Raw genomic sequence first — 23,186 nt, 5'->3', positions numbered from 1 at the left:
AAATCAATAAAAATTTGAAATTACTCTGTCCTCTCTATCAGAGAGCAATGCGATCCTTCCTTCGATAAAAATCATTTTCAATAAAGAACAATTTGTCCTTTAGATGGAGCACATAAACCAAATGGCAAGTGTATAAATGAATAATTTTTTCTTCACCCTAAAAAATTCATTTTATATCAACCATAAAAAATACTTTCATAATGCATCACACCTGCAAATTTGCAATGATACGTTTTTGTATTTCAGAAAGATTTTCCTTACTAGAAACCGCTACAAAAGAGAGAACAATCTCTCCTAATCCTAAATCAAAAAGGCGACGACCAAGAACAGACTTATAGTAATACTGCCTTTTCTTTTTGGCTGTTTTTATAATTTGAATTTCTTTGTCGTTCAGACCAATCATTCTCTAGAAATCTATCACTCCCGAAATACCATCAGTACCTTCGTCTCTGCTTCCTCATTAGGCAGGAGAATTTTTGTAGGATATTGTTCAAGAAGAACATCAAGAATACCAGAACGTGCTGTATCTGATAAACTTTGCGTAGCCATAAGGACAAGATAATTCTTTTTACGCAATTCTTTCAACCATTCACGAATTTTTTTCACGAAAAACAGGATGGCCAAGCATAATCCATGCTTCATCTAGCGAGAGAATAGATGGTTGTCCTTTTAAACTTTTTTCAAAACGCCTAAAAAGATAAAGCAAAACTGGTAAAGCATTTTTATCTCCTAACTTCATCAATTCATCAATTTCGTAAACAACGAAATTGTGCTCTTCTTCAAGTGGTTTCTTACCATCCAATAAATGCCCCATAGCACCAGAAAGTGTGTAATGCAAAAGAGCTTGATGAATTTCCTTATCCTGAACTGTCGTGACAAAATTGCCTAATGAACGCATATGCTTAGGCGTCTGCTTCATTTGTTGCATTGCACGATGAATTTCCATTTTTTGTTTTGGTGTTGGAGCAAGTCCTGTCTGAAGTTCATAACAAATTGAAACCCATTCTTGAGCCCAGAGATTATCGGCATCCGTATCAACATCTGCTAAAGGCATAAGAGCATTCAAACTGCTATCACTTTCTCCAATATCATAGTGACGGCCACTTACAGCATGACACAAAGTAAATAAGGAACACCCTTTATCAAAAGCTGTTATATGCGCAGGAAGGTGCTTACCACTCTTATCTACTGCTTTTGACCAATAACGACATGATTGCGCAAGTAAAAAAGCAAGAAGAGTTGATTTTCCTGCACCAGTTGGTCCAAAAACAAGAGTGTGGCCAACATCATCAACATGCAAATTAAGACGAAAAGGAGTTGCCCCTGTTGTAACTACTTGAGATAAAGCAGGAGAATTATCAGGATAAAGAGGGCAAGGATTATTTTGCAATCCTGGACATACACTCGAAAGAGGTAACATATCAGCAAGATTTTGCGTATTAATTAATGGCCGTCGAATATTCGGATAAGTTTGTCCAGCAATGGATCCTAACCACGCCTCCATTGTATTAAGTGTTTCAATGCGCGCAGAAAAGCCTTTATGTTCAACTTCCCGTTTTACCAGTCTGGCATTTTCGGTCAAAACTTCACGATCTTCATGCATTAAAACAATAGTCGGAGAATAATAACCATAAGCAACAAGACCTGATCGTGCTTCATCATGACAGCTTCCGCTTGTTGTGTCATCAACAAAGCATCCATATTAATAGTTCCCTTATTGGTTTTAAAAACTTGAGAAAAAAATCCTCTGACTTTTTGCTACCATTTCAATCGGTATTTATTTAAGGCTGTAATAGCTTCATGCTGATCCATAAAGATAAAGCGGCTTGACCATCTATAATGCAAAGGTAAACCATCAAGAATGTCTAAGATACCCGGATAACTGGCTGCTGGAAAACCATCGATCGAAATACAGGCAATAAATTTATCTCCAAGCCGTGGTGTATCTCCTGGCCATAAATCAGTATAACCAAGCCATGAATCCAAATACATGGGGCAATCGGGTATTCGAAGAGTAACGGCTTCCCCATTAATGGCATAATGTAAATAATTAACAAGCTGATCACTTTGATAAGTTTCTGCACCATTGTTCAGAGTGACAGTTTTCATGCGATGCATTTTAAGAAGATCACCAAGACCAATAAAGAGATCCTCTATTTTCTTTTTAAATTCTTCTAGCAAACGCTCAGCAGGAGTTGTCGTTTCAACCGTATCATCGTCATAGACGATTTCCCCTAACTTAGATGATTTGCGTGTCGGAGGAAGATACTGGATCAACAAAGCATATTCTGTTTCATAATGCATCTCACTGCGCTTGAAGTAAGAGCGTCGTTCTGCATCAATCAACGCCGTAATAGGATCTGGAAAATGTGATAATGTTGCATCCGGATAACCGGGAGACTCTACACGGATAGCATCCACCCATATGGCCCATCCTGAATGAAAACGAGAAAGATATGTATTCACTAGTCCCGTTATATAATTTCTTTCTGTATCTGTATCTGTCGCTGACATGGGATCATTCCCACGAAGAAAAAAACCAGCTAACAAAGAACCATCTTTGCCTAAAACAATGCCATCATCAATCAATGCAGCAAAATTCAAAAGATCAGGAAGACCTGCTAAGGATGAACGAAAATGTTTTAATTTAAGCATTAATAAGGTCTTACTGACTGTGCAACACGAAAGGGCGTTGAAAAAGGCGCATAATAGCGACGATATTTCAATTGACGAATATAAATTCGAGACAAAATAGGATCAAATTTTGCCATTCTTCGCAGCACATAAAGACAAATAAACCAAATACAAAGACCAACACTAGCCGCAACAATATTCATGGCCGAAACAATAAGAATACCAGTCAAAAGCATCGAAAGAAGCATTAATTCCCCATCTCCCCCATAATTTGTTGAGGACGATGAAGAGAACGAAATAATTGCGTTTGTCTTTTACCCCCCATTATAATCCTCCAACCAACACATTTGCAGGCACAACAGCACCAGAAAAGAGAGCGCCGGTAAGAAGAGTGTTCGCAAAAACAATAACACTAATAACAAGAACAAGATAAATAATTCGCTTCACAAATTCGCCAATTTCACCCCCAAAAATCAAAGCAATTCCACCCGCCACAAGTCCCATTAAGGAAACAGCAAAAGCAACAGGTCCTGAAACTGATTTCCTTAGTTTTTCAAGAGGTGTTTCCCAGGGTAAAGCTACACCTCCTCCAGCTGTCGCATCAGAGGCATAAGCCATATCTCCCAAAAGAAAAAATAAGAGAACAAAAACTCCTACAGCGTATAAAATTATCATTTGATTATAAGAATTATTCTTTTTATAAATTGAGGATAAGTGCATCATTTTTCCCTTTAATAAATGAGATTGGTTACATATTTATTGGCTGTGTGATCGTATCCACACACTTCAATAATTTCTTTAACCTTTCGGACAGAAGAAATTTTCTCAACACTTAAAACGACATCAATTGTTTCAGCAATCAGTTGTTGCATAGGAGCAATCGTTGCTTCTGCTATTAATTGTTGAATTCTTGTTAAACCAGTTGAAGCATCATTAGCATGAACCGTTGCTATGCCCCCTGGATGACCTGTATTCCATCTTTTTAAAAGAGCTAAAGCCGCACCATCTCTTACTTCACCAACAATAATGCGATCAGGAGCCATACGCATCGTTACTTTAAGTAATCGCGTCATATCTATATATTCAACAGCACGAAATGTTACTGTATTGGGCGCAGCACATTGAAGCTCAGCAGTATCCTCAATAATCACAAAACGCTCTTCCGGAAAGGTATCGGTCATTTCTTTGAGGATTGCGTTTGTTAAAGTTGTCTTCCCCGTTCCTGTTCCACCAACAACAAGAATATTTTTGTGATTTTTCACTGCACACTTTAAAAGCAATCTCTGCTGTGGAGTAAGAATATTCTTTTCAACATAGTCATCTAACGTAAAAATCTGTGTTGCTTTTTTCCGAATTGTAAATGCTGGTGCTGCAACAATGGGTAGGATTACCGCCTCAAAACGGCTTCCATCTATCGGAAGTTCGCATTCAAGAATAGGACATTCTTTAGTGATTTGAGTACCAAGAGAAGTGGCTACTGTTCCCATTACAGCTTCAGCTCAATGGGCTTCCATCATCCCTACTGCTTTTTTTGCTTCACCTAAATGTTCAACCCATAAAGTTCCATAAGGGTTCAGCATAATCTCTATAACTGTTGGATCTCGCAGATAACTGCATACCTGCTGCCCAAATTCAAAATACATTTTCTCAATAAGCCGTCTCCTTTGTTCAGAATCCGTCTTATTTTTCAATGCAGTTATGGATAAATTACCCCCAATGTAACGCTTAAATCCCCGTATACAGCAAAATTTGAATGTTAATCTACAAGATGAATCTGATCAATAAAAAATACCTATCTAATAGAGTTTATCCCCACTTTGGTTTTCTAAAGAGAAAAATCTTTATCATTTGTAAGATCAACACTGATAGCTTCTTTGTAGAAATCTGCCGTTGATGTATAATGAACATCCATCCTAACCTAAAAAACAAACTTTTATGACACAAATGATAATATTTAAATACTTTTTAAATATTTACTATATATTTTGTACGTAAATAATAAATATTTATTGTTTAATTAATGATAATGAGGACTTTTTGGAAGCCTAACCTTCCTTGCTCCATCTATATTTATATAGTAGCCTCTTCTTTCGCAGAACTTAAATAAGCTATAGTTTCAATTACTAAAGGAGCTTTGCAGATTTTCCGTTTTGTATTAATAAGTCAATCGCTAATTTATCAAATGAAACAAAGGTTTCACCACCAAGCCTATTACCCTCATAGGATATGATCCCATCAGCAAAATCCCCACCAGCTTCAAGAATAGCAATCCCCGCTTCAACAGCTGGTCGATTCATTACTATATTACTCGTTGCTAGCAAATCACGTAGCATCCCAGCGACATCTTCTTTTGATAATTTTGCACCTCGACGAAGTATCCAAACAAGTTCGCATAAACAAGGTAAGGAAATAGCTATTAAAGAAGCTTCTCTTAAAATCTTGCTTGCCACTTCACCCTGTTTTTTATCATCTTGTAAAACTGCACGAGCTAAAACATTTGTATCTACAGCAATCTTCATTTTTTTCCTGCCCAACTAGAAGCAGTAATTTCGTTCATCTCTTCAATAGTCAGTGTCTTTTTTACTTTTCCAGCAAACCGTCCGATAAAGCTATCAATCGTAATTGTGGGTTGTGCTGCCTTTATACGAAGTTCACCACCTGGCAATTTGTCAAAGTTAATCCGCTCACCTGGTTTAATACCAAGGTGCTGTAGTAGCTCTCGCTTTAGCGTAATTTGTCCTTTTGCCGTAACCGTTAGTGAAGTCATAGAAAAATCCTCTTACCATAAATATACTTATTAAGTATGCACAAAGAATGTAAAATTCAATTACTTTTTTTAAATAGGCAAACAATATTTTATAGATGCTCCTTCTCATTTATTACTTTCAATCATTGAAAATGCATCTGAAGCCACAAAACGTATTTTTAAAAGACTTTGTCGTCTTCACTTCCTTCTCACGCTAAAAAACGGAAATTCTTGTAAACCTCTATATAATAAATATTTATTCTTTATTTTAGAGGAAGAATTGCCATTGGATGGCCTTGCCATGCAGGTAAAATAATATCCTTTGTGACCATAACATTAAAATTATAACCAGGACGGATAGTGATTGTTGGCTGAATATTGAGGTTTTTTCTCGTCATTTCCATACCAACCTCACCCCATTGTCTTCCAAGTTCAGCAGCTAACATTTCCTTGACCGTTTCAGTATTACTATTAACATGACTTGTCTTACTTGAATTTTGTGATAATTGCGAAGCACCAGAAATAACAGAAAGTAAGAGAGCATTTCCAAAAACTTTTAGATAATGGTTATCTACTTTGTCCTGAATCCCGCATAACCAGACTGATCAACTCCAGGCATATTTCCAAGAGACAAAGAAGAACCATCAGGATAAATAACTCGAGACCAGGCAATGAGTGCACGTTTTTGACCCGTTGTGACACAACTATCATAGGTGCCAACAAGTCTTGATCCAATAGGTATTAAAACATTTTGTCCAGTAGCGGAGTCATAAACGCTTTCTTTTACTTGTGCTATAATTTGTCCAGGAAGATCACTATTCACACCACTAATCATAACACTAGGAATAATTGTTCCTGCTTTAATTTCCAGATTTGCTTTAATAGCTTCTTGGTGTGTATTTTTTAGATAAACATCAGCATCAGAAGACCGTGATAAAAAAGCAATTTTTTGCTCTTGCATATTAGGATCAACTATACCGTTTCCTTGATATGATAGTGAGTTTTTCTCTACTCCATATCTATTAAATAAACTTTCAGGATTTTTTGTTTGAGAATTATTATTTTGAGTTTTAGAAGCAAGTGTTGGTTTTGTGTTCAGTGTAAAGGAAATCGCAGAATCAGCGTCTAAAGCAGCTTCCATTTTAGTTAAACGCCGTTCTGTAAGATGTATTAAAAATCTTTTTTGTGCTTCTTCTGTTTCATTAGTAACTTTATCGGATATTTTCTGTTCTGAGGAATGGTCAACTAATTTTGATGTTTCTGTAGGCTCTAATAATGAACGCTCTGGTAATTTTGCCTGAACATAATCATTGCTTTGTGGACGAACAGGTAAAGGGGTTGCATCTACCAATAGGAGTTTTTTATCCTCCACAATGATGGCGTTTGTCTTTTGACGCAATATAAAAGTATAAGTAATACCAATAAGTGCAAAGACAATAGCTCCTATAGCACCTATCCATGGCATATTGTTAAGACGGCGAATTTGTCGTCCATCCGATTTTGAAGTAAAAAAAATTGGGAGAGTTCTCAGAAGAAAAGTCTATCTTTTTTTTCATCATTGCCCTCCGTCATTTACACGTGTTAAAAAGGCTGATGATGATACAATATCCCCAGTTACTGAATGAACATAATAACGTGTTACTTCTGTTAAACCATATCGAGCAACTAATATTATACCGTCATCCATTGGCATCACTTTATAAGATAAAGTTATACCGGTGTTTTTGGATTTTTCTAATTGATCATTATAAATGACACCGTAACCATTTTGCTGTAAAATACTGATAAGCAGAGGGGTAAATGGATCCTGTGTGTTATTTAACTTTATAATAAATGTTGTTGATGCTGGCGGTAAGGGATCTTTGAGATAACCAACAAGATCATGAGCAATAAATTGAATATCTTTTTCCGTAATATTTTGATCAATATAATTCACTAACGGCGTTTGCTTGCTATGAATACCGATCGTAGAACAACCAGTTACAAATACAAAGGAGAGCAATAAGAAATACTTAGACATTTAAACCCCCTTTGTAATTGTTACTCTTTGTTGTTGATTTCCTACACCGGAAATAAGAGCAACTTTGGTAATAACCGTATCAACAACATATCGATTGCCAATAATGCGGTAGTTTATTAGTTTTTCACTTGGTTTTCTAAAAAGACGACCATCATCGCCAATGGCAATTAAAGCAGGTGCTTCACCTCTAATTCCATCACCAGGCAATTCAATATAGGTTTTGAAACCGTCTGTATAAACTCGTTTTGGATACCATTTAATTTTTGGATCACTTATAGTAATACGAAAGTTGAAATCAAGCGCAGCCATGTTTTGCCCTGTTGGCAATGTAGTACGATGTTTATCTGTTGCAGCCTTATAAGCAGCCCAATCTTGATCTGTATCATCTGGATAAGCAAAAGAGAGGACAGGAATTGATGAATTTTGAGTGCTGGCAAGCTTAATCATGTAAGTCCGCTTATCTGTTGTGATAAAAAGATTTGTCGTCAAACCAGCATCTGTGGGCTTTACAACAACATAAGTTGTTTCTGTTGCTCCTGTTCCACTTATGCTGGGACTAATTTTCCATCGAGCTGTATCCCCTGCGTGAAGGCTATTGATGGTTTCGCCAACTTGCAACTGAATAGTACATATTTCTAAAGGCGTGCAAACAAGCGTAGGAAGTGTAGCTCCATATAAGTATTTAACACTCCCATCACTAGAACGAATAGGCTTTGTTGGATTATTTTTCCATTGATTAGCAAGTTTAAGTCCTAGAGGGATTTTTTGTGGTGAAATAATACTAATATTAGATGATAAATCACTTGCCATTGCTGTCGATGTTACGAATGCAATTATTGTGATTATAATACATTTTTTAAACATAAAATCCCCGCTACATAGTTTTATTGCTATTTATTTTACATTTTTTCTAGAGTCTCTGCGTCCAAGCAAATTGTTTAACAAATAATCCAATTGGATTAGCCATTATCTGTTGCTCAGTTTTAGGGGTTACTAAAATAACTGTAGCTGTAGCTTGCCAGTTTTTTGTTTCATTAACAGCACCAGTTCTCGCTCTTGTCGTTTCAGTCCACTCGATTTGCCAAGTATCATCAGAAATAGCAATAACTGCATTCACCTGAACTTCAACTGTTTCATTAGCAGAGCGAGAATAAGGATCATTTTGTTGATGATATTCAACCAACATTCGATAAGCCGGTGATTGTGGCAAAGTCATTGAATATGTTTGTTGAATAAGATCTTGTTCCGCTCTCATATCTACATAGACAGTGCGTGCGCCAATTAACCAATTTCTCAACGCTGCTCGTATGTGCGTTGCATTGGGTTTTGATGCAATATTTGCTTTTGCAAAATGCGCTACTTCACCAACTGAATTGGTTTGTATAATATAAGGAACAACAGTTTGTTCTTTTGCTTTCCAAATGAAAGCTCCTACCGACATACCTGTCACAATAATCATTCCAAAGGTTGCAAGACGCCAATTATTGGCAGCTTGAATATAGTCGCCATATCGTTCCATCCACTCCCTACGTGCTAAAATATAAGGATTTAATGACTTTTCTTTTTCATGATTTTTTGTTTTCTTCACGTATGCCCCCTAACAACGTAATATAATTTTTATTATGAATCATTTTTATTTGAATGGGAAGATGACAAGATTTTTTACTCACTGAAAATTTAATAAAGCAACAGATTTACTTATAAAAAACATATTTAGATCTCTATTTCTTCGTTTGAGAATTTTTGATAACCATCTTTTGTAACTTTAATTTTTTCACCTATCTTCCAATATTGAGCTTGTATAAAAGCTCTTTTTGGGGCTTCTTTTATAAAAATTACTTTCTTACCATTAATAGACTCAAAAAGGAGAACGTTTCTTTCTTCAATCCTCCTGCGTCCAACATATTTTAAAATATCTTCTTCTCCATCCCACATAACATGTAGAAGATTTTTAGCATATTGATTACGCTTATTAAGCCATATTTCAATAGGATTATTAATATTGTTTTCACGAGACTTTTCTCCCTTTTCTTTAAGTGTATTAAGGTAGGGATCAGAAAATACAGCATTTATACCATGAATACCTGCCAATTGAGCAATTTCTGTTTTAAATTTTTCGGTCCCGTTAAGCACAAGAGGTTGATCTTTGAATTTTTCAACGGCAATATTTAATGCTATATAAGCAGATCCTGTGGTAAATTTTTGCGCATGAATCTTCTCTCCAGCGTCAACGACAACACCACCATCAACACTTTTGTACACAATATTTCCGTTTTTAATAAAATGAGAAGTTAAGTTTTTATATAAAAAATTCCCCGTCTTTTGAGCAGTTTTTGCCGTCAGCAAATTATTTGATAAAGAAGCACAACGCTCATTCATTGAGCGAAGCACATCTACTGCATCTTTATCTCCAGAGTTTGCTTGCTGATGAAGCCAATCACGCCAAGTTGGAAATCTAGTTTCCATCAGTCTTCTCTTAATTATTGCCTGTCTTTCTCTTAATTCTTTTTGACGAAGTTTTTTCTGTAGTTTTAATGCATTGCGTATCACAGTACGAAAATTTTTAGGAGTTAATCTCAGTGAAAAAGATTGCTGTTTGTACCAAACAGAAAGTTGATGATAGAAAAAAAACTTTTTGCGCATATAACGCTTTATATCGCTTTTGCCTTTTTAAATCGCTGGCCTTTTTTTGTTTTTCATACCTAGAATATAAAAGAGCTTTAGTTTGATTATTTTTCCCATTAGAAAAGGGTATATATTGTTTTTGCATATTTAGCGTCATACTCTGATAAGAGCCTAATTTTTCTCAAGAGTAGATAAAGAAAGAGCCCTATTACAGCTACTTGCCTTAACCCATAAATCAAGATTGGTTGCTCCTATAACTAATCCATTACCTCTTTTTTTTATAACGAGACCATGTTTTGCAAAATTTTTATGAAGTTCTGGCCAGTCCGAATAATGAAATTCTTTAATAATGTTTCCGACATAAGTTGCGAGAGATTGCATCCCTGTTTTATCTTCAAAATTCTTTATTTTTGACCGTTTTATATTATCACCCTTTTTATCTTTGGAATATTGTTTTGCCTCATCATCAAAGCCGTGAGGAGTATTAATCAACCCATATTCCTGTTCTATTTGACGACACATTTTCATCAATGTACGTTTATCAAAAAAAGGCTCATGATTACGAAAGTTTTCAGGATTGATTTTATTAATAGCAATATGAACATGTAAATTATCTGTATCTTGATGGACTGCTGAAATTCGCTGATGCTTATTATAACCTAAAGCGAGACAAAACTTGTCTTCAATTTCATAAAGTATTTCTCTTTCTGGTCTTTCCCCTATAGGAAAAGATAGAACCAAATGATATGTTTTATCTGCTTTTGATCTTTTATTTTGGTTTTGAGTTTTTAAAATAAATTCAGTGGCCATAACAGGGTCATCTGTATAGCAATTTGTAACTCTTATCGCCGCTACTTTCCTACTATGTTGCACATCTTTATCAAGAATATAATCACATATAAGTTTCCAATCCCTTGGCAAAACACCTCCCCTGATATCCATAATATAACGAGCTAAACGCGCCATATTTGATGTAGCTTTTTCTCTTTCAATACGTTTAGCAATCATAAATAAGATATTTTTTCAAAGATTTGTTTTTGAAGTTGACGAAAATCACCCATCATTTGGTTTATATCGCTTGGAACCCCACCTTTTCCGTTATTGGTAACTAACCATAATTTCAATAAACCAGCTACTCGACCCAAATCACCTTGTAATTTAGTAAGGTCTTTAACAGCTTCATAATCAATATCAGTTTTTATTGGCTCAATCTGCCCAGTAGTGCGTAAATAAGTAGAAATGGATAAACCTGTCTGCTTTGCATAAGCTTCTATAGTTTCCTTCTCACTGGAAGTGCACCAAACACTTAACCTAAATTTCCGTGGCCTTGCCATTTTCCCCCTCTTTTAAATTGCGGTAGCAATAATACCTCGTAGAGCAAGATACGTTGAGAATTTATGCGAATAAGTAATGTAATGTTTTAGCGTAGCGCTACATTACACATCTTGTCATACTTTTAAAATTAAAATTTTAAAAATCTTTATAAAAACCAATATTAATATTTATTTTTTGGAAAAATTTGGTAAGCTTTGGGAAGTTTTTATAAGTTTTAGAAAAATTTGGAAAATAAATGAAACAAAAAAAGAGTGGGGGAAAATGCGTGTGGTTTTTTTAGCCAACAAAGATTTAACCCTAAGCCTTATTGAAAAAGGGTATTCATTAAAAGAAATTTTAAGAAAAAATCCAACTTTAAATATATCTTATGATGCTTTAGCGTCGTATGTTCGAAAATATTTTAAAACTAAACCTGCAGCAATAATAACCCAAACCTCTCTCCCTATTTCTGTTGATCCTATTAAAAAAAAATCAATGCCGCATGTATTTGAACACAACACAAACAAAAAACTAGAGGACATGATATGAGTAACATTCATATGACCTTACAAGGAAAAGGCGGTGTAGGGAAATCCTTTGTGGCCAGTCTTCTGATGCAGTATCTCTTAGAAAGAAAAGTAGAAGTTAAAGGGATTGACACAGATCCAGTCAACCAAACTTTTGCAAGCTACAAAAACTTTAATGTAACGCATCTAAAACTTCTTGACCAAAGTGTAGTAATTCCACGTAATTTTGATACTCTTATGGAAGAACTACTTAATTCTAAATGCCAATATGTTATCGATAATGGAGCTACAACATTTTTACCTTTAGCCTATTATTTGAAAGAAAATGAAGCTTTTGATATGTTGGCTACTGCTAAAAAAATGTAATCATTCATACAATTATTACAGGTGGCCAAGCATTGGGAGATACCCTCACTGGGTTATTTTCTATCTGTACACAAATTCCCCCCACAGCAAATATTGTTGTTTGGAAAAATGAATTTTTTGGTCCTATTGTCGCAAATGGAAAAAGTTTTGAAGAAATGAAAATATTTCAAGAAACGAAAGATAGAATCTCTGCGGTCATTACAATTCCACAGCAAACATCTAGTACTTTTGGTGAAGATATCAAAACAATGCTCGATAAAAAATTAACTTTTAATGAAATCACTGATTCAAACGAATTCAGCATCATGACTAAAAGCCGTTTAGCGCGTGTTAAAAACATGCTATTTGAACAAATAGCTATTATTCCAGGAATTTAAAATGTCAATTGATATTGATGCCATTCGGCAAAAAGTAGCTAAAGAATTTAATCAATTGATCCCTCCAAATGATCCAATTCTTATGACCGTCCTTTTATCCGACACAGTTTTAAAAGCAGCTTTAAAAACACTTCATGAGCAACAAAGTATGATGATAAATCATATTCTAACAGCTCGTAATGCTATGATAGAAGAGGAAAAAAAACGGCAGGAAAGTTAATAACTGAAGCGGCTACATACATAAAAAAAGAAATAAATAAAAATCTAAATTCTATTTCTAACCAAATACAATCATATGAAAAAAAATTATTTAAAATATCCAACAGTGAATTGAATATAAATAAAAATCTTAAAAGTTTTACAAAAGAAATAAAGCTTTATACAATATTTATTGGTGCTAGTTTATTTGCAAACATTTTATGTTTTTTTGCTATTTTAATTCACTATTACTTACCTTAAACTTTATCTTTTCTATGTTACTCTCTATAGTTGATAGTGCTAACGAAAACATCATATCTGTTCTTTTTGGCTTCTTAAAGTGAATGACCTTTATCGTGTGAAAGATCTATACCAATAGCTTTGGCTTGCATTTTTTCGTAAAGTTTGCGCATCACTTTCATATTATCTCTTCGTACATCAATAATCGATTTTTCAATGTCTGTTAAACGAGATTTATCGAGATTTCCTAATCGTGTATAATGCGACGCCATAGCTTGGCGTGCCTCATCATAAGGTAAACCACCTTTACGATTTTTTGGTAAACTATAAGCCTCATTTATCGCCTTATATTGCATAGGATCACTAACAAGCTCCACAATGCTTCTTAATAACACCAATTTCAGTTAATGCTGTTTTAAGACTACCAACCATAGCTTTGCTATTAGCATATCGAAGAAAATCATTCTCTACTAAACAACGCTCTTCTTCAAGAAGTAACGATAAATCCCCACTTTTACTGATATCATACATATAATTACATAAATCACTTCGCACATCTTGTAATTTCTTGATCGCCAAGGTGGCATTACAAATCTGTATACTTACATCTTCTTGTGCTAGAATCCGTTTTATTTTCTCAGAAATGATGACCTCCTATCACAACACCTTTATCTAACCATTCTGGACCATATTCTTCATCAGCATTTTTTGTAGAAAATCCCATATCACGAATAAACTTGGCTCCATTTTGAGACTTAAGAAACAACAGTATATGCGCTGGAAGATCTGCCATTGCTAACCACTCCCATACTGCTTTACTATCATTAGCTTTATCTGCTGCTCGTGATTCACAAAGACAAATAAAATCTTGAGAAGCATGAGCATCTATCAATTCCTCACGTTCAGCATCGGTCATATAACTTTTTGGTAATTTCTTTTCATAGTGAAAGCCTCCTTATAGAGAAGATATAAAATAATTAATCTAAAAATTAAGAATGGACAACTGAATATTCATGACAGTTTGTCGGTAAAATCCTCAATATCCATTTGATATTTATTATCAATAAATATTGGTTTTCTTTTTATTTTATCTTGTTTCATTCCATTTATTTGTTTTTTTAATCTGAAATAAGTAGCATGTGATATTCCTGTGTTTTCCTTAACAATTCTAGATGATACTCCTTGCTTAATCAGTGCAAATGCTATCTCTCTCTTTGGATGAGGCTTTCGACCAAATTTTATACCTGCTGCCATTGCAGCAACTCTTCCATCATTGGTTCGCTCTAAAATACGTGCACGTTCGGCTTCTGCTACAGCAGCCAAAATCTGAATGATCATCTTTCCCATGGTACCTTCGGTACTCAAACCATTTTCCAAAAAACGTATAGCAATCCCTTTTTTATAACAGGCATCAACAATATGAATCATATCTGCAGTATTACGGCCAAGCCTATCCATTTTTGTACAAATGATTATATCATCTTTCTCGGCACGGTTGAGAAGCCGTTGTAAGCCTTCACGTTTATCTGTAGCTCCTGTCATCATATCAGTAAAAATACGATCGTCACGTACCCCAACCTTTTTAAGTTCAGCTACCTGCAATTCTAATTTCTGATGGTTAGTTGATACTCTAGCATATCCTAAAAGAGCCATTTTAGTCTCATAAATCGTTTCTGATACAGAATTAGTATCATAATATAAAATAATGATTTATGATACATCTTTTTACTTCTTTCTGAAAAGTATCAAATATTATGATATTTGACATAGTACCAAAATGGTACTATAATCAATAAAAATCAGGATACACTTATGAAAATTGTTAAAATCTCCACGCTTCAAACTTTTTGGGCTCAATATCCTGATGCTGAACAACCTTTAAAAGCATGGGTAGATGAAACTAAAAATGCACAATGGCGCTCTCCTCATGACATTAAAGAGAAGTATAAAAATGCAAGTATATTAAAAAATAATCAGGTAGTTTTTAATATTAGAGGTAATGACTATCGTTTAATTGTTTCAATCTTTTATCCAGCAGGTTGGCTTTATATAAAATTTATAGGAACGCATAAACAGTATGATGCGATTGATGCTAATACTGTAGAACTAAAGGAACTTAAGAAGTGAATATCAAACCTATCCGCACTGAAGCAGATTACCAAGAAGCTTTAGAAATTGTGTCTGCAATGTTTGACAATCAACCTAAAGAGAATACTCAAGAATTTGATCAAATGGAGGTTCTTATATTGTTAATTGAAGCGTATGAAGCAGAACACTATCCTGTTTCTCCTCCTCATCCTATTGAGGCTATTAAATTTAGAATGGAACAAATGAACTTAAGTGCTAAAGATCTCGTTCCTGCAATTGGTCATTTAAATCGCGTTTATGAAATCTTGAGTGGAAAAAGAAAATTAACACTACGCATGATTAAAAATTTGCACCAACAGTTTAATATCCCATTGGAAAGCCTAATAGCTTAACTTAATTATTTTCTTATGGAAACTAGCATGTAATATTTCGCTTTAACGATATGGATGTTGAATTAATCGATTACCTAGATTACCCTTAAAAAGGAGTGCTTAACAATGATGAAAAATCCTCCACACCCTGGTGAATTATTGCGCGAAGATGTAATTGCAGAACTTGGTTTATCAGTTACTGAAACAGCCAAACGACTTGGTGTATCCCGTGTTGCATTTTCTAGAGTTCTCAATGAAAAAGCAGCTATTAGCCCTAATCTAGCTATTAGACTTGAAATGGCTGGTGTCAGCACCGCACGTGCTTGGTTAGCTATGCAAACAAACTATGATTTAGCGCAAGTCTTAAAAACTATCCAACCATGGTACGACCACTTTGTCATAATACATCTTTTTTCACCTCGAATCCTTCTACAACTTGAAAGACAAAGTTTTATGATGTAAAAGATAACAATTTAATATTCTTTAAATATTTACTACATATTTTATATGTAAATAATAAATAATTATTATTTATTATGTGTGTAATTATTATTTACATAAGTTTCAATGAGACGATGAAAAAAATCACCACCATCTTCATTAAGATCATCAGCTAAAGACCAAAAACTATCTCTTACTGTTGGTTCAAGTGCAAGGGTTAATCTTGCTGTTTTTAAACTACGTCGTCTACGGCCACTACCTTGTTTTCTTTCTACGCTGTGACGCGTAGTAAAACCATTTTCTTCACTTATCTCATTCAAGCTTTGTTTGTTTGTCTTTCGCGCTTTTGTAAATGGTTTTAAATTTTCAAAATTTGGCAATGAAATCTCAGCTCTTTTTGTCATGCTACTTGATCCTTCAATAAGTTTTCACTCTCCAATATTTCTATAACAGCATTAGCAAAAACCATTGCATTTTCTTGTGCCGCTTTAGGATTAGTTACATCAGAGGGCAATAAATCAAAAAGTGATCCCCCTATCTGAAAAAGAGCACTATAAGCTCCTCTTTCAGTTAATGAAGCAGATAAAACTGGAATATTAGCTTTTTCTAACGTTTTTTCTATATATTCTGCTTCACGACTATTTAAAGTATTTGTCATAGAAAAGACGATACGAAAGGGTATCTTTCTTTTTAAAATTGGCTCTGTTGTTCTATTAAAGCAATGATCTTACCTATTTGATCTCCATCAAGTTGCTTTTTCCTCATAGGAACTAAAACAAGATCGGCTCTTCCTATAGCAAAAGAAGCTGCGAGATTAGCAGAACCTTCAAGATCAACGATCACAAACGGAAATTGCTCTACAGCTTCATCAATGCATGAAATAATATTCTGTTCTGTAATATCTCCAGAAACTTCTATATTATTTGGCATTATATCCATAGACCTTTTCATCCACATTACAAGTGGTTGATTTGGATCAGCATCAATTAATTTGACCTTAGACCCCACCTTGGCAAAAACGTTAGCTAGCACTAATGCCATTTGATTTTCCAACACCACCTTTTGTTGAACATATAGTAATGACCGGCATGAGGCATTCCTTATTCAATGAATAAACACTAAATAATTATCATATATTTATTACTTATTTATTAATTTTTTAAAAATATTACATATTTTATATGTAAATAATAAATATTTATTATGTATAAATAATCGTATACATATAAACAATATAAGCATTTATTTGCATGAAGAAGCTCTTCCTTTCATTCATGATTTCGGAGCCGCGTAAGAAGGACATAATAAGCCGTTAAGTTCTGGGTCAAGGATGCCGTTAGGCACCCTGAAAGGGTTTCCTTGACCTTAAGAACTAAGGCTTGTTAGTTCCTTCATTAAACGCGGATCTGATCTCATGATTTTGGTGAGCGGTCCGGAGAGTGTGAGAGGCGGATAGCCTCTCATTTAACAAGCGAAGTGGCGTATAGGGAAGGGAACGCGCCCCCATGTAGCGCCGTAGTGACCGACCTATACGGAAAAAAGCTTGTCAATTTTATATAAAGATGAATGAATATAAAAAGTTTTATTATGCACTTTATTGGATTACAGTTCTATACCAATAGCTTTGGCTTGCATCTTTTCGTAGAGTTTTTGCATTACTTTTATGTTTTCTCTTCGCACTTTAAGAATTGATTTTTCAATGTCTGTTAAACGCGCTTTGTCCCAATTTCCTAGTCTTGCATAATGAGATGCCATTGCTTGGCGTGCTTCATCATAAGGTAAACCACCTTTACGATTTTTGGAAACTATACCCTCTATTAATCACGTCATATGTCTCAGAATTAGAAACGAGTTTTATGTGATCTTTAACAACATTTATTTCAGATATTGCCGTTTTAAGACTACTTATCATCCCTTGGCTATTAGCATATCTTAGTAGATCATTTTTTACAATACCACGTTCTGTATCAAGAAGTAATGACAAATCATCACTCTTTCCAACATTACGAACATAATTACATAAATTATCCCGTGCGCTATGTAAATTTTTAATAATCAATACTTTTTCAATACTTTGCACATAGCTATTTTCTTGTAATAATATCCAATGTAATTTTTCATATTCTTTAGAAATGATAACCTCCTATGACAACGCCTTTATCTAACCAGTCGGGACCATATTCTTCATCAGCATTTTTGGTAATAAAGCCCATATCACGAATGAATTGTGCTCCACGCTGACTTTTAAGAAACAAAAGTGAATAAGCAGGTAATTCAACCATTGCTAACCATTCCCATACTGCTTGCCTGTCATCTGCTTTAGCAGCTGCTTCTGATTCAGCAGTATAGATAGAGTTCTGATCAAATCCACCTACTCGCAATTCTTCGCGTTCAGCATCAGTCATATAACTCTTAGGTAATTTCTTTTGCATAGAAAATTCCTTTCTGTAATATCCTTAGTTCAGTTGTTTTTTAAAAAGCAAACGGATTATATCCTATACCTCTTTTGCTTCAGGCATTTTAAAAGTTTTTAGGACTTTGTTCAACTCTGATTTGAACGCGTGAAATTCTTCATTTTTTGGTGTTTTTTTATTCTTTTTTTCTATACATTTCTCGTTGAGTTTTTCCGTATCATTTTCCTTTAACAAAGCATAGAAAGAGCGTTCTAGATGTAATTCATCACGTTTTTCTTTAGCCATAATTCCACGGAGATATCCTCCAGGTGAAATTACAAGCTGTCTGTGCTGTTTTTCGAGAATAATTCCCATAGCAAAAGCGGTTTTTTCTAATCCCATAGTGTTTTTAGCTTCTTCGACGGCACTAGGGGAAATTCCCATTATTTTGGCTAAGAATCCCACGGAACCAATTAAGTCTCTTACGGAAGTGAGGCGATTGTCGAGATACAGGCGGTATGAGGGAGAGCTCTGATCCACATATATGGCTTAATTTGAAGTAATGTGCTGTTGTTTGGAGGAAGTACAGTTTCGTTTTTGCCTTTCTCTTTTTTTTTCATAAGCCATTTTATCGTGACCGAAGGTCACGTCAGTTATTTGAGTGTGTTCAGATTTTTCTGAACACTCCTTTTTGTTGTTACTCTTACAAATATAGTTAAGGGTTGTAGATTCTATGTGTATCTTGCTAGCAAGATGCCTGTATCTTGTTTTTTGTGTTTTTTGGTGAAAAAAACTTTTCAAAATCCACTCAAAAAGACGAATTGCTTTCTGTAATTTATGAAAGGAAGCTTTAGCTGGTCAACCAATAATTTGAACTATTTTTTGCATTCGAGAAAAGAGCAATGATGCAAATGGTGTAGCTTCAATTGAGGCGTAAGAGGATTTAATTTGCCGCACTAATCCGCGAAAACAATGCAAAGCTTCTTCATGTTTTTTTTGAGTTTCTAGTGCTTGGTCTACTTTTTCCTTAAGTTCATGATATCGAGCAACAAGAATACGTAAATCAATACCACAAGCTGTTATGAAATCAGTCGTCTTATGATTACGTAAAGAATACCGTTTAAAGTTACTAGAGTCCCGCATAACTATAAAACCAAAATCATAAAGACGTGAAAGCAAAAAACTCACACGCGATTCACTACGGCCAATTTCATAACTAAGCCGTTTATTGCTTTTGAAAACGACATGGCTCCACATAGAATAACATTAAGGCAAGCAAGATATTGAAGTACACCCAAAAGACTACACTTAATTTCACTCTTCGGCGCCCAGAAGAAGCCAATATAAACATCTTTTAGCCCCAAAAAACTGTTATCTTATATTAATTATTAAAATGGAGATTAATTATGCCTAAATCAAAAGATTTAACAGACCAAGCTAATGGTCAAGACCAAGCTAGTAGTCAAGATCAAGCTAGCGATTTGAACCAAGCCTTCTTTGCCAGCGGTCCAATTCAAACTAGTAGTCCCTTAAACAGTAGTACAACATTAGAAGATCTTATAACGCATTTAGAGATTTTGGAGACTACAATCCAAGCCAACGATCAAGACCAAGCCAGCGTTCTAAACCAAGAGCTCTTTGCAAGCGGTCCAATTCAAACCAGTAGCCCATTAAATAGTGGTACAACATTAGAAAGTCTTATAACCCGTTTAGAAGCTTTGGAGGCTACAAACCAAGCCAGCGGACAAGACCAAGCCAGCGGTCTAAACCAAGAACTCTTTGCAAGCGGTCCAATTCAAACCAGTAGTCCATTAAATAGTAGTACAACACTGGAAGAGCTCATAACGCATTTAGAAACTTCGAAGGCTAATGAAGCAACAGAAAAACCAAGTATCTTATTCAATAAGAAAGCATTAAAAAGTGTTATTTCAGATTTAGAAAATGACATTACTAATAGTAGTTTCGTCGATGCCAATTATGCACATATGGACTTAACAATGATGCCTAGGTTGGTCAAGCAAGAAAATGATAAATGTCCAGAGATCAATCTTCAATTCATTACAAGTCCTGAGAAACTTGTGAAATCAATACAAAAAGTAGCCAATCAGGGGATTCCATCTTCTAGATTTCTAATGTGTCTAGAAGGTAATGACCCTCATTTTGCGATAATTGATCAGCAAACCATTGCTAATAGAACATCCTTAATATTGTTTGAAACTACAAAATTCGCGCATATGAATGCAGAAATACTGGGAGTAACAGTGAAATCAGCCATTGAAGCAGCCCAATTACCTTATTGTTATTTTTCTATGGCGGAAATGAATCTTCAAGCAGACTCCTCTGAAAGCGGAATTATAAGTTTGCTTTTTGCCAAAAAACTTCATCTCGAAGCTGATAAATTAAAAGTAATGCACCAAGATAATATTAGTGGTATTTTATGTAAACGAGGAGTTCCTTTACCTTATCATAAAGTAGATGAGTATCTTCCAGGAACTTTTTATAAACATGCACAAACAGGAAAACGTATCGCTAAATATGTAAACACAAATCGGGAGTATTTTATTAAAAAAATTAACAATAAGGATGAAATTCTGCATCACAGATTAGATAGACATTCAGTTTTATTAGAGGATAAAGTTGTATCTTGTTCATCACAGAAAAAAAGAATTCAGAAATATAAAGCTCTAGTAAGATAAATATAAATCTCTGATTAAGGTATTTGCTATGCCGTAAATATCATTCTATGTGATTTAGGTGGTGTGTTTAAATTTTTATTAATCAGAGGCTTTCTGATGATCGATAAATCGATTAATAATATTAAGTACGGCACCTTAACTGGTGCTAATAAATTGAGTAAAGTAATAACAGTTTGTTGCTGTATAATTCTTCCGAAAGATGAGATTTTTTGAATATTCTATTAGAATATAAGTCTTCAGTTTTTTACAATCGGCTACTACTACTTTTCTATAATTCATAAAAAATATACTTGTAATTCGTAAAATGAGTATCCCCACTTTCGTATTCATTCTGCTTCAAAAGCACAACACTCTTTTAGTTATAATCATACTGCTAAAAAATTATTAAGTCCCCCAAATTTTAGTGTATAGAGTGTGGTTACAGTAATCATACGGAGAATGTTAATGTATTAAACACCATCATCTAACCTAATAATTTTTTTTAAACAATAAAACATTTAGTATCCAATTATTTTTACAAAGCCATTTAATTATAATTATTTCGAAATAGAGGTAGCGAAGAATGCTAACGATATTTAAGTGCTTATCTATAAGCTCTCTTACCGGCTACTACTATCCATGCGAGTATTTCACTTTGGATAGAATACAAAAACAAACAATTAAGATAAATAACATCTGGATAGAAAAAGCTCTTTCCATTTGTTAAAGCTGTCTATCCAAATCTAGATTCCGAACTTAACAATGATCCAAGTATCAAGCTTCCTATAAAACCTAAACATATCAACTTCATAAATCCATAAATCCCAAGTAATACCAGCATTAGTAATAAAAAGTAAGGATAAATTTACGCTTTTGTTAATTATTCAAGCTACGCAACTAGAAATAATAAATCCTATAAATATTATTTTGAACATACTTCTTTCAACAATCCACATAAAACACTTAAAGCTTCCTATGACATTTGCATTGGCTTTTTCATTTTTCAGAACTACAGAGATTGAATTTTTGGCTTAAGATGTCCATAGTAGAATTCGTTATGATAGCTCCATTGGCGATGAGATTGTAACACTGTTTTTAAAAATTGCTAATCATGTTAACTAATTAACATGGAGAAATAAATTTCTTCAAAACTTATCATAAAATCTTTTTAGATTTAAAATATTAATTTTACCTTCTTTTTTCAGAAAGAGAGAAAATTAATCTATGACATAGTGTAATCATAATCATGTTATATCATTCAAGATTATTAAAAATTTTTATAATGTGAAATGATTTAATGCGGAAATTATTGAGTGCGATAAAAAGTGCTGTTGGTTTATCTAATACCGAAGATGATGTTGATTTAAGTAGTGAATCGCTAACAAACGTTATTACAGATTTAGAACGTGACATTGTTAATCTTTATTGGCCTAACGTTAATTATGCAGAAAGAGATTTTAAAATGATGCATGCCTTGATAAGGCAGGCGAATAATAAATACCCAGAAATGAATCTTACATTGATTAAAGAACTTATAGATTTCGTCGCATCAATCAAAAAAACAATTAAGAATGGAATTAAGTCTTCTAGATATATAATTAACGTAGGAGGAAAGGATAATAACATTCATTTTGCAACAGTTGATCACCAAACTATCGATAACAAGATATCTTTGATATTATTTGAACCTGCGAGATTCGATCTTCCAATACCAGCAATTCTAGGAGCAAAAATGCAATCAATCATAGAATCTCGATTACCTCACTGTTATTTTTCTATGGCGGAAATGGATATTCAGCGAAGTATATCTGAATGTGGAATTTTTAGTTTATCTCTCGCTAAAAAACTTTATCTTCGATCTGACAAATTAGAAAAATTACATAGAGATAATATTAAAGGTGATCGGTGGGATAGAGAAGTGCATTTATCTCCTGGTTTTTTGGATACATATCTTCCAATCGACTTTTATAAACACGTGCAAGGTTTCAGACGTCTTGAGCAATATGTGAAAAGAAATCCTGGATCTAAAGAAGAAATCGTTAACAAAAAACATGAAACCATTTTTGAGAGATTTGGAAGACATACAGTCGTAACAGGGGGTAAAGCTATATCTGTATCAGCACACAAAAAAAGGATTATTGAATATAAATCTCTGATGAGGTAGTGATGTC

37 protein-coding genes and 1 pseudogene are annotated in these 23,186 nt (G+C 34.2%); 9 read left to right on the top strand and 29 right to left on the bottom strand.

The annotated features are described in order from the left end of the window. Positions 1–205: 205 nt before the first annotated feature. The 17 genes and pseudogenes from Bho11B_RS07195 to Bho11B_RS02365 all read right to left on the bottom strand — a co-directional run bounded on the left by Bho11B_RS07195 (position 206) and on the right by Bho11B_RS02365 (position 11,359). Entirely contained in the window at positions 206–403 is a 198-nt protein-coding gene (locus Bho11B_RS07195) for a hypothetical protein (protein ID WP_235692192.1), read from the bottom strand. 14 nt (positions 404–417) lie between these two features. Continuing rightward, positions 418–606, bottom strand: a complete 189-nt coding sequence (locus Bho11B_RS07190) for a hypothetical protein (protein WP_235692193.1) — start codon at positions 604–606, stop codon at positions 418–420. Continuing rightward, the gene (locus Bho11B_RS07185; protein WP_256363460.1) at positions 590–1,603 is read right to left on the bottom strand and encodes a hypothetical protein; all 1,014 of its coding nucleotides are present in this window, start codon (positions 1,601–1,603) and stop codon (positions 590–592) included. Before Bho11B_RS07185 ends, Bho11B_RS07190 begins: the two co-directional genes overlap by 17 nt. Positions 1,604–1,758: 155 nt before the next feature. Further along, entirely contained in the window at positions 1,759–2,655 is an 897-nt protein-coding gene (locus Bho11B_RS07330) for a hypothetical protein (RefSeq protein ID WP_250638177.1), read from the bottom strand. After that, complete coding sequence (gene trbD, locus Bho11B_RS02415; RefSeq protein WP_235692196.1) at positions 2,655–2,882, bottom strand: conjugal transfer protein TrbD; 228 nt, start codon at positions 2,880–2,882, stop codon at positions 2,655–2,657. Before trbD ends, Bho11B_RS07330 begins: the two co-directional genes overlap by 1 nt. Positions 2,883–2,958: 76 nt before the next feature. After that, a complete protein-coding gene (locus Bho11B_RS02410) occupies positions 2,959–3,357 on the bottom strand; it encodes a TrbC/VirB2 family protein (protein ID WP_235692197.1) in 399 nt (132 codons plus the stop codon). An 8-nt stretch (positions 3,358–3,365) separates the two neighbouring features. After that, the gene (trbB, locus tag Bho11B_RS02405; RefSeq protein ID WP_236829060.1) at positions 3,366–4,121 is read right to left on the bottom strand and encodes a P-type conjugative transfer ATPase TrbB; all 756 of its coding nucleotides are present in this window, start codon (positions 4,119–4,121) and stop codon (positions 3,366–3,368) included. 12 nt (positions 4,122–4,133) lie between these two features. Further along, complete coding sequence (locus Bho11B_RS07180) at positions 4,134–4,325, bottom strand: hypothetical protein (protein ID WP_236829059.1); 192 nt, start codon at positions 4,323–4,325, stop codon at positions 4,134–4,136. A 432-nt stretch (positions 4,326–4,757) separates the two neighbouring features. Beyond that, a complete protein-coding gene (locus tag Bho11B_RS02400) occupies positions 4,758–5,153 on the bottom strand; it encodes a type II toxin-antitoxin system VapC family toxin (protein ID WP_035006315.1) in 396 nt (131 codons plus the stop codon). Further along, entirely contained in the window at positions 5,150–5,401 is a 252-nt protein-coding gene (locus tag Bho11B_RS02395; RefSeq protein ID WP_035006316.1) for a DNA-binding protein, read from the bottom strand. The genes Bho11B_RS02400 and Bho11B_RS02395 overlap by 4 nt, the downstream gene beginning before the upstream one ends. A 242-nt stretch (positions 5,402–5,643) precedes the next feature. Continuing rightward, positions 5,644–6,215, bottom strand: a pseudogene (locus Bho11B_RS07175) (TrbI/VirB10 family protein). Positions 6,216–6,935: 720 nt separating this feature from the next. Next, positions 6,936–7,400 carry a hypothetical protein gene (locus Bho11B_RS02385; protein WP_035006317.1) on the bottom strand — a complete coding sequence of 155 codons (465 nt, stop codon included), beginning with the start codon at positions 7,398–7,400 and terminating at the stop codon, positions 6,936–6,938. After that, entirely contained in the window at positions 7,401–8,264 is an 864-nt protein-coding gene (gene trbG, locus Bho11B_RS02380; RefSeq protein WP_078673565.1) for a P-type conjugative transfer protein TrbG, read from the bottom strand. A 46-nt stretch (positions 8,265–8,310) separates the two neighbouring features. After that, positions 8,311–8,988 carry a VirB8/TrbF family protein gene (locus Bho11B_RS02375; protein WP_078673564.1) on the bottom strand — a complete coding sequence of 226 codons (678 nt, stop codon included), beginning with the start codon at positions 8,986–8,988 and terminating at the stop codon, positions 8,311–8,313. A gap of 125 nt (positions 8,989–9,113) precedes the next feature. Continuing rightward, positions 9,114–10,043: an LPD7 domain-containing protein gene (locus Bho11B_RS07170; protein ID WP_245289111.1), complete on the bottom strand. Its 930-nt coding sequence runs from the start codon at positions 10,041–10,043 to the stop codon at positions 9,114–9,116. A gap of 153 nt (positions 10,044–10,196) precedes the next feature. Then, on the bottom strand, positions 10,197–11,033 hold the full coding sequence (traI, locus tag Bho11B_RS07165) for a TraI/MobA(P) family conjugative relaxase (protein ID WP_245289110.1): 837 nt from the start codon (positions 11,031–11,033) through the stop codon (positions 10,197–10,199). Further along, a complete protein-coding gene (locus Bho11B_RS02365; protein ID WP_078673563.1) occupies positions 11,030–11,359 on the bottom strand; it encodes a DUF6290 family protein in 330 nt (109 codons plus the stop codon). The genes traI and Bho11B_RS02365 overlap by 4 nt, the downstream gene beginning before the upstream one ends. A gap of 175 nt (positions 11,360–11,534) precedes the next feature. On the opposite strand from Bho11B_RS02365, the gene Bho11B_RS02360 reads away from it, so the two are divergent. From Bho11B_RS02360 to Bho11B_RS07150, 4 genes are read left to right on the top strand one after another with little or no spacing between them, the layout of a single operon-like run. Next, positions 11,535–11,888: a TraK family protein gene (locus Bho11B_RS02360; protein WP_245289109.1), complete on the top strand. Its 354-nt coding sequence runs from the start codon at positions 11,535–11,537 to the stop codon at positions 11,886–11,888. Beyond that, positions 11,885–12,232 (top strand): hypothetical protein, encoded by a 348-nt coding sequence (locus tag Bho11B_RS07160; RefSeq protein WP_245289108.1) that lies wholly within the window; start codon positions 11,885–11,887, stop codon positions 12,230–12,232. Before Bho11B_RS02360 ends, Bho11B_RS07160 begins: the two co-directional genes overlap by 4 nt. 32 nt (positions 12,233–12,264) lie before the next feature. Further along, positions 12,265–12,609: a hypothetical protein gene (locus Bho11B_RS07155; RefSeq protein WP_245289107.1), complete on the top strand. Its 345-nt coding sequence runs from the start codon at positions 12,265–12,267 to the stop codon at positions 12,607–12,609. A 1-nt stretch (position 12,610) separates the two neighbouring features. Then, positions 12,611–12,829: a hypothetical protein gene (locus tag Bho11B_RS07150; RefSeq protein ID WP_236823929.1), complete on the top strand. Its 219-nt coding sequence runs from the start codon at positions 12,611–12,613 to the stop codon at positions 12,827–12,829. Positions 12,830–13,142: 313 nt separating this feature from the next. Here Bho11B_RS07150 and Bho11B_RS02345 read toward each other — a convergent pair whose 3' ends face one another. From Bho11B_RS02345 to Bho11B_RS02335, 4 genes are all read right to left on the bottom strand, one after another. Continuing rightward, entirely contained in the window at positions 13,143–13,424 is a 282-nt protein-coding gene (locus Bho11B_RS02345; protein ID WP_235692206.1) for a hypothetical protein, read from the bottom strand. Continuing rightward, complete coding sequence (locus Bho11B_RS07145) at positions 13,411–13,578, bottom strand: hypothetical protein (RefSeq protein ID WP_235692207.1); 168 nt, start codon at positions 13,576–13,578, stop codon at positions 13,411–13,413. The genes Bho11B_RS02345 and Bho11B_RS07145 overlap by 14 nt, the downstream gene beginning before the upstream one ends. Before the next feature lie 106 nt (positions 13,579–13,684). Beyond that, on the bottom strand, positions 13,685–13,963 hold the full coding sequence (locus Bho11B_RS02340) for a hypothetical protein (RefSeq protein ID WP_078673561.1): 279 nt from the start codon (positions 13,961–13,963) through the stop codon (positions 13,685–13,687). Positions 13,964–14,058: 95 nt separating this feature from the next. Then, the gene (locus Bho11B_RS02335; protein ID WP_078673560.1) at positions 14,059–14,700 is read right to left on the bottom strand and encodes a recombinase family protein; all 642 of its coding nucleotides are present in this window, start codon (positions 14,698–14,700) and stop codon (positions 14,059–14,061) included. A gap of 159 nt (positions 14,701–14,859) precedes the next feature. Here Bho11B_RS02335 and Bho11B_RS02330 point away from each other — a divergent pair, with 159 nt between their 5' ends. From Bho11B_RS02330 to Bho11B_RS02320, 3 genes are all read left to right on the top strand, one after another. After that, positions 14,860–15,174, top strand: coding sequence for a type II toxin-antitoxin system HigB family toxin (locus Bho11B_RS02330; RefSeq protein WP_078673559.1), 315 nt, complete (start codon positions 14,860–14,862; stop codon positions 15,172–15,174). Further along, entirely contained in the window at positions 15,171–15,527 is a 357-nt protein-coding gene (locus Bho11B_RS02325) for a type II toxin-antitoxin system HigA family antitoxin (protein ID WP_078673558.1), read from the top strand. Before Bho11B_RS02330 ends, Bho11B_RS02325 begins: the two co-directional genes overlap by 4 nt. Positions 15,528–15,632: 105 nt before the next feature. Next, entirely contained in the window at positions 15,633–15,968 is a 336-nt protein-coding gene (locus Bho11B_RS02320; protein ID WP_236829053.1) for a HigA family addiction module antitoxin, read from the top strand. A gap of 65 nt (positions 15,969–16,033) precedes the next feature. Here the strand turns inward: Bho11B_RS02320 and Bho11B_RS02315 are convergent, their stop codons facing one another. The 8 genes from Bho11B_RS02315 to Bho11B_RS07115 form a co-directional block, all read right to left on the bottom strand. Further along, positions 16,034–16,351: a hypothetical protein gene (locus Bho11B_RS02315; RefSeq protein ID WP_078673557.1), complete on the bottom strand. Its 318-nt coding sequence runs from the start codon at positions 16,349–16,351 to the stop codon at positions 16,034–16,036. Next, a complete protein-coding gene (locus tag Bho11B_RS07140) occupies positions 16,348–16,605 on the bottom strand; it encodes a hypothetical protein (protein WP_245289106.1) in 258 nt (85 codons plus the stop codon). The genes Bho11B_RS02315 and Bho11B_RS07140 overlap by 4 nt, the downstream gene beginning before the upstream one ends. Positions 16,606–16,637: 32 nt before the next feature. Beyond that, positions 16,638–16,988 (bottom strand): division plane positioning ATPase MipZ, encoded by a 351-nt coding sequence (locus Bho11B_RS07135; protein WP_245289105.1) that lies wholly within the window; start codon positions 16,986–16,988, stop codon positions 16,638–16,640. A gap of 561 nt (positions 16,989–17,549) precedes the next feature. Further along, positions 17,550–17,702: a hypothetical protein gene (locus Bho11B_RS07130; RefSeq protein WP_236829051.1), complete on the bottom strand. Its 153-nt coding sequence runs from the start codon at positions 17,700–17,702 to the stop codon at positions 17,550–17,552. 34 nt (positions 17,703–17,736) lie between these two features. Then, a complete protein-coding gene (locus tag Bho11B_RS07125) occupies positions 17,737–18,027 on the bottom strand; it encodes a hypothetical protein (protein ID WP_236829050.1) in 291 nt (96 codons plus the stop codon). A 46-nt stretch (positions 18,028–18,073) separates the two neighbouring features. Next, positions 18,074–18,379 carry a hypothetical protein gene (locus tag Bho11B_RS02300; RefSeq protein ID WP_078673556.1) on the bottom strand — a complete coding sequence of 102 codons (306 nt, stop codon included), beginning with the start codon at positions 18,377–18,379 and terminating at the stop codon, positions 18,074–18,076. Between the two features lie 63 nt (positions 18,380–18,442). Further along, positions 18,443–18,880, bottom strand: coding sequence for a replication initiation protein RepC (gene repC / locus Bho11B_RS07120; RefSeq protein ID WP_236829049.1), 438 nt, complete (start codon positions 18,878–18,880; stop codon positions 18,443–18,445). A 318-nt stretch (positions 18,881–19,198) separates the two neighbouring features. After that, complete coding sequence (locus Bho11B_RS07115) at positions 19,199–19,597, bottom strand: helix-turn-helix domain-containing protein (protein WP_236829048.1); 399 nt, start codon at positions 19,595–19,597, stop codon at positions 19,199–19,201. 149 nt (positions 19,598–19,746) lie between these two features. On the opposite strand from Bho11B_RS07115, the gene Bho11B_RS02290 reads away from it, so the two are divergent. Both Bho11B_RS02290 and Bho11B_RS02285 read left to right on the top strand, forming a co-directional pair. Then, on the top strand, positions 19,747–21,036 hold the full coding sequence (locus tag Bho11B_RS02290) for a YopJ/AvrA family T3SS effector serine/threonine acetyltransferase (RefSeq protein WP_078674135.1): 1,290 nt from the start codon (positions 19,747–19,749) through the stop codon (positions 21,034–21,036). A gap of 1,288 nt (positions 21,037–22,324) precedes the next feature. Next, positions 22,325–23,179, top strand: coding sequence for a YopJ/AvrA family T3SS effector serine/threonine acetyltransferase (locus tag Bho11B_RS02285; protein ID WP_236829047.1), 855 nt, complete (start codon positions 22,325–22,327; stop codon positions 23,177–23,179). Positions 23,180–23,186 lie beyond the last annotated feature (7 nt).

Origin of the sequence: Bartonella sp. 11B (assembly GCF_002022625.1) — a bacterium.
Classification (GTDB): domain Bacteria; phylum Pseudomonadota; class Alphaproteobacteria; order Rhizobiales; family Rhizobiaceae; genus Bartonella; species Bartonella rochalimae.
This window is presented reverse-complemented; position numbering and strand designations above follow the sequence as displayed.

Bases quoted from the DNA above. Each gene is read 5' to 3' on its own strand.
- Bho11B_RS07195 (WP_235692192.1), bottom strand. From the start codon at position 403: ATGATTGGTCTGAACGACAAAGAAATTCAAATTATAAAAACAGCCAAA.
- Bho11B_RS07185 (WP_256363460.1), bottom strand. From the start codon at position 1,603: ATGCATGAAGATCGTGAAGTTTTGACCGAAAATGCCAGACTGGTAAAA.
- Bho11B_RS07330 (WP_250638177.1), bottom strand. From the start codon at position 2,655: ATGCTTAAATTAAAACATTTTCGTTCATCCTTAGCAGGTCTTCCTGAT.
- trbD (WP_235692196.1), bottom strand. From the start codon at position 2,882: ATGCTTCTTTCGATGCTTTTGACTGGTATTCTTATTGTTTCGGCCATG.
- Bho11B_RS02410 (WP_235692197.1), bottom strand. From the start codon at position 3,357: ATGATGCACTTATCCTCAATTTATAAAAAGAATAATTCTTATAATCAA.
- trbB (WP_236829060.1), bottom strand. From the start codon at position 4,121: ATGGGAACAGTAGCCACTTCTCTTGGTACTCAAATCACTAAAGAATGT.
- Bho11B_RS02400 (WP_035006315.1), bottom strand. From the start codon at position 5,153: ATGAAGATTGCTGTAGATACAAATGTTTTAGCTCGTGCAGTTTTACAA.
- Bho11B_RS02395 (WP_035006316.1), bottom strand. From the start codon at position 5,401: ATGACTTCACTAACGGTTACGGCAAAAGGACAAATTACGCTAAAGCGA.
- Bho11B_RS02385 (WP_035006317.1), bottom strand. From the start codon at position 7,400: ATGTCTAAGTATTTCTTATTGCTCTCCTTTGTATTTGTAACTGGTTGT.
- trbG (WP_078673565.1), bottom strand. From the start codon at position 8,264: ATGTTTAAAAAATGTATTATAATCACAATAATTGCATTCGTAACATCG.
- Bho11B_RS07170 (WP_245289111.1), bottom strand. From the start codon at position 10,043: ATGCGCAAAAAGTTTTTTTTCTATCATCAACTTTCTGTTTGGTACAAA.
- traI (WP_245289110.1), bottom strand. From the start codon at position 11,033: ATGATTGCTAAACGTATTGAAAGAGAAAAAGCTACATCAAATATGGCG.
- Bho11B_RS02365 (WP_078673563.1), bottom strand. From the start codon at position 11,359: ATGGCAAGGCCACGGAAATTTAGGTTAAGTGTTTGGTGCACTTCCAGT.
- Bho11B_RS07160 (WP_245289108.1), top strand. From the start codon at position 11,885: ATGAGTAACATTCATATGACCTTACAAGGAAAAGGCGGTGTAGGGAAA.
- Bho11B_RS07150 (WP_236823929.1), top strand. From the start codon at position 12,611: ATGTCAATTGATATTGATGCCATTCGGCAAAAAGTAGCTAAAGAATTT.
- Bho11B_RS07145 (WP_235692207.1), bottom strand. From the start codon at position 13,578: ATGTATGATATCAGTAAAAGTGGGGATTTATCGTTACTTCTTGAAGAA.
- Bho11B_RS02340 (WP_078673561.1), bottom strand. From the start codon at position 13,963: ATGACCGATGCTGAACGTGAGGAATTGATAGATGCTCATGCTTCTCAA.
- Bho11B_RS02335 (WP_078673560.1), bottom strand. From the start codon at position 14,700: ATGGCTCTTTTAGGATATGCTAGAGTATCAACTAACCATCAGAAATTA.
- Bho11B_RS02330 (WP_078673559.1), top strand. From the start codon at position 14,860: ATGAAAATTGTTAAAATCTCCACGCTTCAAACTTTTTGGGCTCAATAT.
- Bho11B_RS02320 (WP_236829053.1), top strand. From the start codon at position 15,633: ATGATGAAAAATCCTCCACACCCTGGTGAATTATTGCGCGAAGATGTA.
- Bho11B_RS02315 (WP_078673557.1), bottom strand. From the start codon at position 16,351: ATGACAAAAAGAGCTGAGATTTCATTGCCAAATTTTGAAAATTTAAAA.
- Bho11B_RS07140 (WP_245289106.1), bottom strand. From the start codon at position 16,605: ATGACAAATACTTTAAATAGTCGTGAAGCAGAATATATAGAAAAAACG.
- Bho11B_RS07135 (WP_245289105.1), bottom strand. From the start codon at position 16,988: ATGGCATTAGTGCTAGCTAACGTTTTTGCCAAGGTGGGGTCTAAGGTC.
- Bho11B_RS07130 (WP_236829051.1), bottom strand. From the start codon at position 17,702: ATGGCATCTCATTATGCAAGACTAGGAAATTGGGACAAAGCGCGTTTA.
- Bho11B_RS02300 (WP_078673556.1), bottom strand. From the start codon at position 18,379: ATGCAAAAGAAATTACCTAAGAGTTATATGACTGATGCTGAACGCGAA.
- Bho11B_RS07115 (WP_236829048.1), bottom strand. From the start codon at position 19,597: ATGTGGAGCCATGTCGTTTTCAAAAGCAATAAACGGCTTAGTTATGAA.
- Bho11B_RS02290 (WP_078674135.1), top strand. From the start codon at position 19,747: ATGCCTAAATCAAAAGATTTAACAGACCAAGCTAATGGTCAAGACCAA.